Raw genomic sequence first — 14,277 nt, 5'->3', positions numbered from 1 at the left:
CACACGAATGATCGGTGACGGGATTGATTCATTCTCACTGCGTTCGCCATTCAAGCAAATACTTCGTTCTCGTGCGTGATTATGGAGTCGCAATCACTTCAACGGATGTAGTTGTCCCATCGGCAGAGACGTTGACTGGAATCGTCCACTTCTTCTCACCAGCCTTACAGACACCACCAATTCCATCACGGCAATATTGATAGCTGACAGACAACTCGAGCGTTCCCTGCCCCTCCTGTCCGGTCATCGGAACCGAGACGGTTGCGGAGATCTCGTCTGCAGACGCTTGCTGTCGTTTCCCGATGGCCGACGAGTCGATCACGGATGGTGTCGACTTCGCTCCCACTTGATAAATCACCGGAGCAAGCTTGTTGAGCTTGTAACCGATGGGGAGATCAAACTGGACGGTAACGTTGAGCGGCGCACCCGGTTTGACGGTGACTGCGGGCTGTTCTTCACCGGGGCCAGCCACGAGTTCAACCACCTGTTGAGTCTGAGGCGGCTGCGGAGGATTCAATCCTTCGATTTTGAGAGCTTTTGCGCTCCCCGTTTGCCAGTTCACTTTCAAAATGCGGTGATTGTTAGTGTCCGCGACATACAATGCTTCAGAAGTCGCAGCGACTCCTGCCGGTTCGTTCAACTGCAATGGATCGAGACTATTTCCACGCTCGCCGTTTCCGAGCCAGGATTCCGCAGTCCGCGAGGAGATGCCGATTTTCTTGATGCGGTCGTTATAAGTATCCGCCACGTAGAGCATCCCATCATGGTGAACTAGGCCGATCGGATGTTGAAGCCGAACACTGTCCCCGACGCCGTCGATGTCTCCAAACTCAAACAGTGCTCCACGAATATCGTGCGGGCCGACCAACGTTGTCACTTTGCCGTCTCGCACTTCACGAACTGCGGAGCCTTCACTGTCAACAAAGTAGAGAGCTTCACCATCGCTGGTGATGGCAGATGGCTGTGCTAACGCGCTCGCATCGAGAGGACCGTCGATGACATCTTCCCGACCGGTTCCCGCGAAGACCTCGATTGTGTCACTTCCCAGCGTATGCTTCCACAATTGATGAGGTCCCGCCATCGCGATGTACAAGACGCCATCCTGATGTTCCAAAGCCCAAGGGCTGTTCAACGGCAACTCGCTGATTGATCCCGAATTGGCGCGTCGACGTGCCTGAACTCCGGTCCCTGCGAGTGTCGAAACCTGTTTCTTATCCAGATCGACAGTCCGAATGAGATGGTTCTCAGTGTCGGCCACGTAGAGCGTGTTCCCGATCAGAACAGTCCCTTGCGGATGGTCGAACGATGCCGACTTGTAGTCTCCGTCATCAGCCCCGATCTGACCACTGCCGATCACGTCGATCAGATCGCCATCGAGAGTCGTCACGACAATTCGATTGTGATTGCTGTCGGAGATAAACAAACGGTTTCCAGCTTCATCTGCATGAATCTTGCCGGGATAATTCAGCTGTCGAGCAGGCTCCTGCTGACGCTCGAGAAGAAACTTGATGGGAGTTTCGTCGAGTGTCCCTTTGCTTCGATGATAATTGACCATCTGGCCGATGACTTGATCGAAGAGTTCCCGATTGCCTTCGCCTGACTGCCTTCCGACGAAGTTCCCTTCTGGATCGATCAGCATGAGGGTCGGCCAGCTGCTGAAGCCGTATTTCCTGGCAATCGTCATATTTCCATCGTTGACGACCGGGTGTTCGATCTCGTAGCGAATGATCGCTTCGCGGATGTTTTCCGATTCTTTTTCATTGTCAAACTTCGCAGCATGAACACCAATCACGACCAACTCGTTGGGATACTTCTGTTCGAGGTACTTCAGATCCGGAAGCACATGGATGCAGTTGATGCAGCAGTAGGTCCAGAAGTCGAGAAGCACGACTTTGCCTCGCAAGTCGCGAATGGAAATCGGACCGGATGTGTTCAGCCATTCGAGTCCGCCGTCGAGGCTGGGAGCTGGAACTCGTCCGGGATAAGGATTCTCGGTCGGAGCATTCTGCTCGGAATCCTGAGCTGAGCAACGTTCAGGAGCAACCAGTCCTGCTCCGAACAACAGCGCCATCAGCACGCCTGAAATCAATCCAAACCGCATTCCATCCCTCCGTTGCCGCATCGCGGGAACTTTCATCGTCGAATCCTTGTAACACTCCGAGCTGACAGACCGTTGATCGCCAGCTTCGTACGTGGATGAATTGATCAATGATGGTAGGCGAGAAGTCGGCAAGTGGCTACCCTCATTTCAACTCGTTGCCCTTTCCTCGGCACTCGTCTGGGCTGCCTATTGTTGTGAATGCCTCGTTTGCTCATGCGATATGGCGAAGAGCATTCCGAAACTTCCCTCTACGCGACGACATTTGTTCCGACAGATTCCAGTCTGCCATGCAGAAATGAACTTGGCGAACTCCGAAAATCGAACGGGCTTCCATCATTGGGCTCATCGAGTCACGATCATCAGTCTGATGGTTGTGCATACCGGTCTCGTGGCCTGGGCATCCTGGAGATATTCGCCAACACAAGATGAAATCGGGCACCTGGCAGCAGGTTTGGGAGTTTGGAAGTTTCAGGATTTCAGCCTGTACCGAGTCAATCCTCCTCTCGTGCGGACAATCGCAGCAGCTCCGTTGTTGTTCGTCGATCACGAGGAAGACTGGTCCGAGTATCATCCGGGAGCGACCATTCGACAGGAATTCGACCTCGGGCAGCGACTCTTTGTCGCGAACGGAACGAATTCGCTGTGGATGTTGAGCCTCGCCCGGTGGTCTTGTCTTCCGCTCACGCTGATCGGACTCCTCATTTGCTGGCAATGGGGACGAGAGATCGCAGGCGAGCCTGCTGGACTTGTCGCAGCCAGTTTCTGGTGCTTCTCGCCGAACATCATCGGCCATGGAGCATTGATCACATCGGATATCGCGGGTGCTTCTTGTGGGTTGCTGGCCGCATGGCAGTTCAGTCGATGGCTCGAACGTCCCAGTTGGCGGCATGCATTCCTGGCGGGACTTTCACTTGGTCTGGCACTACTCAGCAAACTTAGCTGGGTCGTATTCTTCCCAATCTGGCCCATGCTCTGGGTTTCGAGCAGGGTTCTCACACAGAGCCCCCGTGACCTTAAGAAAGAAGTACTGCAGTTCATTCTCATCATGGGAACAGGCATCAACCTGTTAAACCTCGGATACCTCTTTGATGGGACCGGAACTCCGATCGGTGAGTTGGGATTCTATTCAACACCTCTGGTGGGCCAGAAACTTCTGCCGGGGGAGAACCTTCCCCAGAACCGTTTTCGAGCAACTATTTTCGAAAACATTCCCTCACCCTTTCCGAGAGAATTTCTCCTCGGACTTGATGCGCAGAAGAGCGATTTCGAATGGGGCGCGACGAACTACTTCCTTGGAGAAACGAAAGTCGCGGACGGTTGGCTTCTCTACTACGTCACAGGTCTCTTCCTGAAAGTTCCGCTCGTTTTGTGGGTGCTGTTTGCATGGAATTTACGGTCAGGGCTCAACGACTCTGCACTTCGAAAGAAACAAGCCCGTTTGCTTCCGTTAATCGTCCCTGCCGTGGCGATTCTCACTCTCGCGTCGCTCCAGCCGAATCTCAACAGCCATATTCGATATGTCTATCCCGTGCTGCCGTGTTTGTTCCTCGTGGCAGCACTCGGAACTGCAAAGTGGTTCCGTTTCACTCTGTTCTGTCTGGCACTCTTCTCGATCAGCAGCCTGTCGGTTTATCCGTACAGCCTGAGTTACTTCAACTACTCAATCGGAGGCCCGTCGCACGGACACAAGTACCTCATCGATTCCAACCTCGACTGGGGGCAGGACATGATCGCTGTACGCGAATGGATTGCAGAAAACCCTGATTCACAACCTGTTCGGATCAAATGGCGTGGATTTCTTCCGTTGGAAGTTCTGGGAATCGACGCGGAACTCGCGAAGACAGGTGAGGACCGATCCGGAACTCTCATTCTGAGCTTGCATGAATTGCAGCGACTCGATTCTGGATTTCAGAAATTTCAACGCGAACGCCCTATTGGCCGTGTCGGCTACAGCTTCAATATCTACCATGTGAATTCAAACAACCGCTCCCGGAATTCAACAGCTGAAAGCAAGATCAACGAAAACTGATTTTGTCGAGGATGAACCACTTTGACCGACAGCCAATCCCCCCTCACTCACTTCGATGAAGCTGGTCAGGCCCGCATGGTGGACGTTGGTCAGAAACCGGAAACCGACCGCATGGCACGGGCGGAAGCGTTCGTGGAAATGAACCCTTCCACGCTGCAGTTGATCTGTGATCGCAAGATCGCGAAGGGTGATGTCTTCGAAATCGCTCGGCTGGCTGGGATCATGGCGACGAAACGAACGCCGGAACTCATCCCGCTCTGTCACGCTCTCGGCCTCGACTCCGCTCAGGTTCATTTCGAAGTCCTGGAACCAAATCGCATTCGAATCGAGACTGCCGTTTCCGTTCATGCACGGACCGGAGTCGAAATGGAAGCCCTCACAGCTGCCTCAATCGCAGGGCTCACGATCTACGACATGTGTAAATCCGTCGATCGGGGAATGACCATTACGAATCTTCGTCTTCTCGAAAAACAGGGCGGAAAAAGCGGGCATTTTCTGCGTGAAGAAAAATCGTCAACTGCGGTCACTCAAGAAGACACAACGAAGCAATCCTGAACGAAAGTGGCCTCATGCCGCACCTTGATCGTCCACAACAGCTCCTGCAGAAAACGCAAAACCTGATCGGCGATGCGTTGGAAGCTGTGGAAGCGACATACGCCGCAGAACTGGCATCTCGAAACTCTTACATTCGAGATATCTATCAACACACCAACCGGTTCCGAGGTAAACGTCTCCGACCGGTCTTGTGCCTGCTCGCTGCGAAAGCCTGTGGAAACATTACTCGCGAGCACGAAATCCTCGCAGCTGTGATTGAAATGATTCATACAGCGACACTCGTCCACGACGATGTTCTTGATAGTGCCGATGTCAGACGACACGTCGCGACCGTCAATGTTCGATGGAACAATCAAACGAGTGTGCTCTATGGGGATTTTCTCTTCACCCACGCGTTTCATCTCGCTTCTCAAACTGGCAGCGCCGAAGCGTGTCGCTTGATTGGTCACGCGACGAATCGGGTGTGCGAGGGCGAACTGACACAGATTCGCAATCGAGGCAACCTGTCGCTGACCGAAGAAGAGTATCTCGACATCATCGATGGCAAAACGGCTGAATTGTGTGCCGTCGCTTGCCATTTGGGAGCGAAGTTCGCAGGCGCCGAAGAATCAGAGATCGGCCGGCTCGAGCGATACGGCCGTAAGCTCGGACAAGCTTTTCAAATCGCCGACGACGTCCTCGATCTAACCGGAGCAGAGAATGCCGTTGGGAAAACACTCGGCACCGATCTCATGCAACGGAAGCTGACTCTTCCGATCATTCGCCTGCTCAACCGCGAAGGCGACAGTCATCGAACTCGCATGATCGAACTTCTTGAAGCAGGGAACGAAAAAGCATGTCTCGAGATTGCTCAACTCAGCCGACAGGCTGGCATGATCGACGAGTCCTTGCAGTTCGCACATCAACTCGCTGAAGAAGCTCGCGCTGAAATCTCGGGAATCCCGGATTCGCCAGCACGTGAACTGCTGCTGCAATTACCCGAGTTGTCCATCAATCGCGCCTGCTAGAGCGCTGATTTAAGTTTGCAGCAGATTCAAGTCGCCCATTGGAAGTCATGTCGTTTCAGGGCGTCATCGGTAGGAATTCCCTCTGATGACCATTCTCGAAGTGAGTAGTAAGCCTGAATCTGTTCTGCGAGGGCCTCTCGCTTCAAGATAGCTCCCTCGCTCGGAGTTCCTTGAACAGGCAAATTGAAAAAACGGTCCGGTAGTGTGTCTTCCGCGGCCGTCCATCCTTGACGAATATTGAACAGCTTTTTCGCTGTCACAATTCCCTGTGCACGTTCTTTCAAGTCATCTGCTTTGAGGTTTGCTCCTGTCACCAGTTCGAGCATGGTCGCCATGGAACTCATACGATCTTCAAAGACTCCCCGCAGGAATTTGCAGAGAATCAGCGAGTCCATGATCGAAGCTTCGTCTTCTGTTTCGATAGCCATTTGTGCTGCCCGAATTCCGGGATTGAGTCGATCGACGCCCGGCGAAAAGTCAGCCTGGTAAGCTCCTGACTTATTATGATCGGCTCCGCGTGCTCCTACCGCAAAGCCGAGTGCCATTGTCTGCAGTGACCGGGGATCGTAGCCAGGAAACTCAAGCCCTTTCACGTGGATCGCGAACTCCTCCGAACCCTGACCGATTTTCCGCGAGGCAGACCGGACCCCTTGCGACAACAAGTCGCCAAGTCCTGCATCACGCGAAGCAATCGACTGCAGAAGTTCCAGAAGTTTCTCGCCATCTCCAAAGCTGAGTCCGCCTGCTTCGATCAGCCCACGTTCCGAACACTCCATGGCGAAAGCAATACAAACTCCGGCACTCACAGTGTCGATCCCAGCTTCATCGCAAAATGATGATGCAGCCAGAATGACTTCCGGATCATTGATTCCGCACATCGGCCCGAGCGCGTAGAGGTTTTCGTATTCCATCCGGACAGGAGAACTTCCATCCTTCTGAGGAGCGAAAATGTGTTCGCAGCCGATCGTGCAAGCTGCGCAACTTGAACGCGTCCGAGTCTTCGAGAGTGATTCCGGAGCGATTGCTTGAACACCAGAAAACGAAGACTCCTGAAAATTCCGCGTCGGCAAAGTTCCCAACCGGTTGAAAGTCAGGAGATTGCTGACTGTTCCCAATTCGCGATACTTTGCGGTCGCTTCACCGAATGATCGTTTCGACAGATTCTTGCTGTAGGCAATCAGCTCTTCCGTCGCAGCGAACTCGGTCAGTCGATCCCCTGAAACTGCAATCGCCTTCAGTCGTTTCGATCCCATGACTGCGCCGAGTCCGCCCCGCCCCGCATGACGTCCTTCATTGGAGATCGTTGCGTAGTGAACACCATTCTCCCCAGCTGGACCAATGGCAGCGATTCGGAAAGAAGATCCCATTTGACGACGAAATCGATCACTTGCCTGCTGACTCGACAGTCCCCACAGGTCCTGGGCATCTTGAAGGATGACCTCATCATTGTGAATAACGAGTCCTGTCGGGCTTGAACAGGCACCAACAAGACAGATTGCGTCAAAGCCGGTCCGCTTGCCGGAGATGGCGAAGTGGGAAGACGAAAGTGAATCATTGATCCGCTCAGTCAGCGGACTCTTGGCGACGATAGAGAACTTCGCCGAAGTTGTGAGCGGACTCCCAACCAGAGGACTGAACACGAAGATCAAGGGAGCCTCAGGCCCCAATGCATCATAACAGCCTGAAGTCTCTTCCAGCAGGAGTGCGGTCCCTAGCCCAGCTCCTCCGATGAATCGATTCAGTCGCTCGGGATCGATTTCCACCGCTCGCGATTGTCGCGATGACAGGTCGATCCGCAGGTAGCGACCGTGGTAACCGAACTTCATGGTTGCTCAATCGGCAATGGATTCTTCAATCGAGACCCGTCGACCTCGAACTTTCAACCGACCTTCAGAAAACAACTGAACCGCTTGCGGATAGATTCTTCGCTCCGCCGCGACCACTCGTTCTGCCAGGCTGTCGCCATCATCATCGTCCAGAACGGGAACAGCTTCCTGCAAAATAATCGGGCCGTGATCGTATTCATTATCGCAAAAATGAACCGTACATCCCGAAACTTTGCAGCCTCGCGCGATCACTGCTTCGTGGACATGATGCCCATACATACCTTGCCCGCAAAACGCAGGAATTAAGCTGGGATGAACATTCATGACTCGTCCGGAATAATCATCCGGGATGATCAACCGACTCAGGAAACCAGCCAGGACCACCAGATCGGCCTGATGTGCTCGAACAAGTTCGAAGACGGATTCACTGAACTCTTCCGGTCCTGAAAACTGACGGGGAGAGATGACGCAGGCTTTGAGCCCAAGTTCCTCCGCTCGCTCGACTCCGAGGCATGATCGACTCCCAACGACAGCAGCGATGCGTGCATTGAGAGTTCCATCCTGAATACTCTGTTGGAGATTGACCATCGTTGTCCCTCCACCTGAAAGCAGGACAACCAATTTGATGGGAGGACGTGATTCCGAAGAAGATGACATGAAAACCTTGACGATCAATACGATCGAAGTGAATTGAATTTGAATGTTGATTTGGATGACCGACTACGATCTCCACCGGGACACATCCGAGACGGTGAGATGGTTTCGCCGAAGTTTCATCATATCAGCTTCGAGATTACCGGTAATTGGATCCAGGGCTTTGACATCGATCATTCTCCACCGACCTTCTTCTGTTTGCCAGCGTGCTTCAAGGTAGGTGGGCTTGCGAATAGAGCCCTGTTCAGATGTGATCAGCGCATTCACTCGAAACCTTGAAATCGCCCGTGTCTCTTCACTCTTCAGGTCAATCTGAATGTCGGTAACACGCATGTCTTTGAGCGTCGCGAAATTCATTGCCAAATCAGCAAGCGATTGAAGATCTAACGAACGCTGTGAGATTCGTGAATGCACACCGTCGAAGTCTTTGGCAGCGAACGAATGTGCGATTTCCAGAATCGCGTCATGAACTCTCTCCCGCTCAGTCACGATTGCCTGGTCAGCAAACCAAGCAACCCCCATCATGCCGAGAGAACAGAAACAGAGGACGAGATATCGAGCCTGCAGTCGCCGATACCAACCGAACCCCGCAATCATCGCCAAGATTGCGAACAGGAGCATGGGTTGCCAGGCATTCTCTGTGAACCACATCTCCTCGCCCTCCTCAATGGATGTTATGACATCTAGTGGAACTCAATTCGAACTGTGGGAGTGTCTCAAATGTGGAGACATTCGCCGCATGCAAAGACGCTGCGAAGTCTTACGAAAACATTGACTCATCTCTTGAGAAACTCCCTCACGATTTCTGCGAAACGTTGATCACCGCCAGTTGAGTGGCTGCGTGACTTAACAATTCGATGATGCTTACGACTTCGTCACAAGCTCACGTACGAGACCGCGAGCTGCCTTGTAGGCGTGCCGGACGGCAAATAGCCGTGTCTCGATTTGTTCCTGATTGTAGTATTTTCCCGGTTCACTCGGTGGCAATCCGGCCAGATTGAGCGTCAGTGGCAGCAGATCCATGAACTCTTTGTACCGCCTCTGTTGTTCGTTCTGCTCAGTCATCTATTACTCTCCCGAGTTTTCCGGATTTCTGCGACCCCAGTCTGTGATTCCGGATTCTCTACAAAGACATACGAAACAAAAACTACTTCTGTTGGACAGCATATTCGTTGCACGAAGTCGAGTCTACAAACGAACGACAGCCGCTCCGAAGACCCAATGTCTTTCGAAACGGCTGTCATGTATCGTTCGACTTTAACGAGGTTGTGATGAGCCTGAGTTTGAAGACTCACCATAGGCAGGCCCCTGAGAACGCTTCAGTCGTTCACAGCATGGCCTGTTGAGTGATTGATCAGACCTGCGAAGGCTTAGAATTCGCCGACGATCTCTCCACCGGAACGGGTGGCGAGTGCCTGAAAAACTCCCTCATCGATGTTTTCACTGATGAATTGAACGTGGCCATCCCCCAAAACAAATTGGGCTCCTCCAGCATGAAAGCTTCCGAAATCTTCTGGATGCTCAGCTTCGTTGGGTGGATGCTCTGCATGACCAAGAATGCGGGCTGAGGCTTCTTCAACTTCCGGAGCAGCTCCGGACCAAGTGCCGTAAAAGCTTTCGCCGGTAGCGTCGTCAACGAATGTGGTCCGCTCCCCAACGACCAGCGTTGAACTCGATCCATCCGTAAAGTCTCGAAATCGAATTGCACTGTTGTGGAAGAAGGCTCCGTCGCTGACGCACTGACCTTGAGATGTCACTGGTGCGGTTCCAGGTGTGTTTTCGCATCCGTGGAGTTCTGTTGTTCCAAAGACGCCGACATAGTTCGCTGTCGACATTTCCAAAGAGGTTCCATCACGATCTTCGAGTTGGAAGGTGCTCGGTTTGGGATCACTTGGACATTGGAAGACGGTCAGAATTTGCTTCAGCTGCTCCCGGTTGGGACTACGATCCAGCGCGAGTGCAAAGTCGAATTGATTGTAAAGCGGACCTTGATCCATTTGAGGAAGCAGCATCGCCCCCCAGCCAAACCCGCTTTCCCCTTCCGGATTTGGACGTCGGTCTTCAACGCCGATCCAGCCTGAAGGAAAGGTTCCGAAAGCGTCATGATAGTTGTGAAGAGCCAAACCGATCTGCTTCATGTTGTTTTTGCAAGAAGAGCGGCGGGCAGCCTCTCTTGCTTGTTGAACAGCAGGCAACAAGAGAGCGATGAGAATCGCAATGATGGCAATGACGACGAGCAATTCAATTAATGTAAAACCGCGACGGGCGCGCATGGATCATCTCCCTGAAGAAGCTTGAGCAATAGAAGTACTCAGCCATTTTCCGTTTTCGCTCTCACAAAGAGCGTCTGCTTCACAGGTCGTTTCGATCAATCTGAAAACGTCAAACGATACTCGATGTCGAAGTTGCGCACTCAGCCACCTGATTGGAGACTGTGTGGGCGCAGGAAGCATTACGTGAAATGAAATGGACCTGAGATCCCGAGACCCTCAACATCCGAGAGCCATTGGGAAGAAAGAAAACTTGAGACTCAAGCCAAGCAAGGAGGTCCGCGAGCAAAACGCGAGTGGTGAATTGGGCAATCGTAGTCGCTGTCGAACGCGACTAGACGCTCGGCGACGACGGGAGAACTGACGAGTTCGCCAACCAGTGCAACATGCACCAGCGATTTCGAGAGATCATCACAGAGTTCACACTCTTCAGAATGATCTGATCCGTCTTCAGAACTTTTGCCTTCGCCCGCTGGAGAGTGTCCGAGACAATCATCGATCGCCTGACTTTCAGGCTCCTCACCGTGGGAGTGAGAATGCTTGTGACCAACGTGGACGTGCGTCGAGGAATGGAAGTGGCACAACGCCAAATCCTCAGACGCTGTATGCCCTGAAAATGCGGCAAGATGATGGAATGGGGAGTGACTCCATTGCACAGCAAGCAACATTGCAAATGCTGCAATTGCCGAATATTTCTGAAGTTGTGACGCTACGCGTGTCACGCAATACACTCCAACAAGCCACTTTCGAAGGATTTGAGAGCGAGCGGCTCTCTCTTTACTGACTCAATCTGCATTCCGGAGACTGTTTGCTTCACAATCGATTTGTGATGAACCTACAGCGTCAATACGAGCGATTCGCCGCAAACCGGTCACTTAAATGCTTTGATAACTACGGTCGATCCTTCAAGAAACGCACAATCAATATAACACTCAACTGAGAATTCTCTAGTTCTGCTTCACAATTTTCCGCGTCCGATTTTGGAACGCCACACACCAGTTTCATGGTGTCTTTACAGAGAACGGCCAGATTGACGTCCGTTTGAGCACAAATCGCACTCCCAATCGACCTGCAACAGTGTTGCAGTAACCTTCAACATGTCGTTGTAAACGGCTTGGAAGAGACCAATTCAGACAGGTAGGAAAGACACGCACTTGCCGCAACTGAAGAACTTCGGGAACGAGAGAAGTCCAGAACCGACTCGCTTGAACGCTTCGGAACTGGCCGCTTGCGTGTCAGAGACTACGCCTCGGTCTTTTTGGACGCCGCATTCTTGCGGAAAATCTCATATCGCACGATTCCGAGCTTGGCGAGCCAGTACTGCAACAGCACCCAAAGTGTTGTGCAGCCGTACTTTACGCAGCGAGTAAAGTTGATACTCGATGCCTCATCGAAGTAACGAACGGGAACAGGAATATCACCCAGCTTGAAATCGAAGAAGACGGACTGCGCCAGAAACTGGCTGTCGAACGCAAAGTCGTCCGTGTTCTTTTCCCACGGAATCGTCTCCAGGACTTCGCGGCGATATGCCCGGAATCCACTATGAAAGTCTCCGAGGTTTTGGCCCAACGACACATTCTCGACGAGTGTCAGACATCGGTTAGCGACATATTTCCAGGCTGGCATCCCGCCTTCGAGGGCTTCTCGTCGGGTGCGAATTCGTGATCCGAGGAGCACATCGCAAATCCCGAGTCGCAAGATTTCCGCAGCTGCGGGGATGACGCGGGCATCGTACTGATAGTCCGGATGGATCATCACAACAACGTCAGCCCCGACTTCCAGTGCCCGTTGATAGCACGACTTCTGATTGCCCCCGTAACCGGTGTTGTTCTCGTGAGCGATCACTGTAAGACCGAGCGACTTTGCGAGTTCAACCGTCCCGTCGGAGCTGCAGTCGTCGACAAGAATGATCTCATCGACCCAGTCTTCCGGGATGTCATCGACCGTTCGCTGCAGTGTTTTTTCGGCGTTGTAGGCAGGCATGACGACGACGACTCGTCCCACCAGTTCTCGCTTCGGAGCCTTCTCCGATTGGATCGTCATGTTGCTCACAGCGTTTCGTCGCTCACAGAATTGAAGGGATCTTAGGACTAAAACTGGTGACCGCGCTGAGGCCCGTTTTCGGTCAACGTGAGAATCTCTGGCCCTTCTTCAGTCATCAAGATGTGATGTTCGAATTGTGCCGAAAGCGTGCCGTCTTCGGTCAGAACTGTCCAACCATCCTCCAGAGGAGGACGTGTGGCAGCTTCGCCGAGATTCAACATCGGCTCAATGGTGAACGAGACTCCGGGAGTGAGAACATCAAGGCGACTCTTGCGGAACGGAACGTGAGGAACACCCGGCTCCTGATGAAATTTTCGGCCGATCCCGTGCCCCTGATAATTCTCAACGACTCCGAAACCCTGTTCCTGCCCAAATTTTGAAATCGCGAGCCCAATCTCAATCACTGTGCTGTATGGGTGAATCGCATCAATTCCGATCCACAATGCGTCGAAGGCCCCCTGCATGATTCGTCGGGCGTCATCACTGACCTCACCGATCATGAAAGTTTCGGAGGAATCGCCGTACCAGCCGTTAACGACGGTGGAGCAGTCGACGTTGACAATATCGCCTTCGATTAACTGTCGATCTTCCGGAATACCGTGGCAGACAACTTCGTTAATACTCGTACAGATTGATTTCGAGTAGCCGTTGTAACCGAGGCAAGCTGGAATGTGACCATGATCGCGAGTGTATTCCTCAGCGAGGCGGTCCAACTCGTTCGTGGTGACACCGGGCTGCACATGCGGTCGCAAGAAATCCATCAGTTGAGCGTTAAATCGACCGGCAGCGCGAAGGCCATTCCGCTCTGCCTCTGTATTGTATTGAGGGAGCTTGTTGCGTCTTCGCAATGGAATCATCCGTCTCATTAGTTATTCTCCAAGAATAGCCATTGTGATCGGGTGTCGTTCAACCTTCAAGACCCACTCCACACTTCCCCCGACAAAACAAGACGGAATTTTCGAACACTCACTCTGGAAGCTTGGAACCGTGGTCGGTCGAAAAAAGAAACGCACTCGCTCGAAATCCTCATTAGGCAATTATCAGCGAAACTGGATCTGGGGACGTCATGCGGTGATGGAATCACTGCGTGCAAACCAATGGCTTCCGGAGGAGCTGCACCTCGCGCCGGAAATCCTCGACTCCAGCATTCTCAACGAAGTGATTCGCAGAGCGAAATCTTCCGGCATCGACTTCCAAGAGGCAACTGCTGAGTCGCTCACTCAGCTTTGCCACGCGAGAGACCACCAGGGACTTGTGGCCCGGATGCCGGAGTTCCCGTATTGCTCACTCGATATTCTCGACGCTCCATCCAATGACAAACAGCGCTTTGCACTTGTCCTGGATCGGATTCAGGACCCCTTCAATTTCGGCTCGATTCTCCGATCCGCAGACCTTTTCGGAGTTTCGACAGTTCTGATCGGTGAGCGTGAGCAGGTGGGGGTGACGTCTCACGTCGCGCGCAGCTCAGCCGGAGCAGTGAATTTTCTCAATATCTGCCGTGTCCCGAATCTTTGCGAAGCGAGTCAACGACTGCTCGCAACGGACTACCAGCTCATCGCAGCGACCGAAAAAAGCTCAACTCCACCGTCTCAAATTGACTTTCGAAGCAACACCGCCATCGTCATCGGAAACGAAGGAACGGGAATCGATCCAGATCTTCTGAATCTGGCGACACAGACCTGTGCGATTCCGCAGTCAGGGCACATCGACTCACTAAATGCTGCGGTCGCTGCCGGGATTTTGTGCTATGAAGTGGCCCGTCAGCGGACGCACGCTGATCCTTGAAACCGAC

12 protein-coding genes are annotated in these 14,277 nt (G+C 52.8%); 4 read left to right on the top strand and 8 right to left on the bottom strand.

Annotated elements, in window-relative coordinates; translation table 11 throughout:
* Positions 1–79: 79 nt before the first annotated feature.
* A complete protein-coding gene (locus AB1L42_RS06155) occupies positions 80–2,137 on the bottom strand; it encodes a thioredoxin-like domain-containing protein (protein WP_367052475.1) in 2,058 nt (685 codons plus the stop codon).
* 265 nt (positions 2,138–2,402) lie between these two features.
* Between AB1L42_RS06155 and AB1L42_RS06150 the strand changes: the two genes are divergently transcribed.
* From AB1L42_RS06150 to AB1L42_RS06140, 3 genes are read left to right on the top strand one after another with little or no spacing between them, the layout of a single operon-like run.
* Positions 2,403–4,130, top strand: a complete 1,728-nt coding sequence (locus AB1L42_RS06150; RefSeq protein WP_367052473.1) for a glycosyltransferase family 39 protein — start codon at positions 2,403–2,405, stop codon at positions 4,128–4,130.
* A gap of 21 nt (positions 4,131–4,151) precedes the next feature.
* Positions 4,152–4,685, top strand: a complete 534-nt coding sequence (gene moaC, locus AB1L42_RS06145) for a cyclic pyranopterin monophosphate synthase MoaC (protein WP_367052470.1) — start codon at positions 4,152–4,154, stop codon at positions 4,683–4,685.
* Between the two features lie 14 nt (positions 4,686–4,699).
* On the top strand, positions 4,700–5,692 hold the full coding sequence (locus tag AB1L42_RS06140) for a polyprenyl synthetase family protein (RefSeq protein WP_367052468.1): 993 nt from the start codon (positions 4,700–4,702) through the stop codon (positions 5,690–5,692).
* Between the two features lie 26 nt (positions 5,693–5,718).
* On the opposite strand, the gene AB1L42_RS06135 is transcribed toward AB1L42_RS06140, so the two are convergent.
* The 7 genes from AB1L42_RS06135 to map form a co-directional block, all read right to left on the bottom strand.
* Complete coding sequence (locus AB1L42_RS06135; RefSeq protein WP_367052466.1) at positions 5,719–7,518, bottom strand: aldehyde ferredoxin oxidoreductase family protein; 1,800 nt, start codon at positions 7,516–7,518, stop codon at positions 5,719–5,721.
* A 6-nt stretch (positions 7,519–7,524) separates the two neighbouring features.
* Positions 7,525–8,175, bottom strand: coding sequence for a phosphoribosylglycinamide formyltransferase (gene purN / locus AB1L42_RS06130; RefSeq protein WP_367052463.1), 651 nt, complete (start codon positions 8,173–8,175; stop codon positions 7,525–7,527).
* Positions 8,176–8,238: 63 nt separating this feature from the next.
* On the bottom strand, positions 8,239–8,823 hold the full coding sequence (locus AB1L42_RS06125; RefSeq protein ID WP_367052461.1) for a hypothetical protein: 585 nt from the start codon (positions 8,821–8,823) through the stop codon (positions 8,239–8,241).
* 213 nt (positions 8,824–9,036) lie between these two features.
* On the bottom strand, positions 9,037–9,237 hold the full coding sequence (locus AB1L42_RS06120; protein WP_367052459.1) for a hypothetical protein: 201 nt from the start codon (positions 9,235–9,237) through the stop codon (positions 9,037–9,039).
* A 305-nt stretch (positions 9,238–9,542) separates the two neighbouring features.
* Positions 9,543–10,445: a DUF1559 domain-containing protein gene (locus AB1L42_RS06115; protein ID WP_367052457.1), complete on the bottom strand. Its 903-nt coding sequence runs from the start codon at positions 10,443–10,445 to the stop codon at positions 9,543–9,545.
* 1,239 nt (positions 10,446–11,684) lie between these two features.
* Positions 11,685–12,485 carry a glycosyltransferase family 2 protein gene (locus tag AB1L42_RS06110; protein WP_367052456.1) on the bottom strand — a complete coding sequence of 267 codons (801 nt, stop codon included), beginning with the start codon at positions 12,483–12,485 and terminating at the stop codon, positions 11,685–11,687.
* Positions 12,486–12,532: 47 nt separating this feature from the next.
* Positions 12,533–13,342 (bottom strand): type I methionyl aminopeptidase, encoded by an 810-nt coding sequence (gene map / locus AB1L42_RS06105; RefSeq protein WP_367053175.1) that lies wholly within the window; start codon positions 13,340–13,342, stop codon positions 12,533–12,535.
* 130 nt (positions 13,343–13,472) lie between these two features.
* Here map and AB1L42_RS06100 point away from each other — a divergent pair, with 130 nt between their 5' ends.
* Positions 13,473–14,270 carry an RNA methyltransferase gene (locus AB1L42_RS06100; protein ID WP_367052453.1) on the top strand — a complete coding sequence of 266 codons (798 nt, stop codon included), beginning with the start codon at positions 13,473–13,475 and terminating at the stop codon, positions 14,268–14,270.
* Positions 14,271–14,277: the final 7 nt, after the last annotated feature.

Source organism: Thalassoglobus sp. JC818 (assembly GCF_040717535.1).
Classification (GTDB): Bacteria; Planctomycetota; Planctomycetia; order Planctomycetales; family Planctomycetaceae; genus Thalassoglobus.
The sequence above is the reverse complement of the archived record's forward strand: the minus strand, read 5'-3'. Positions and strand labels throughout refer to the sequence as shown.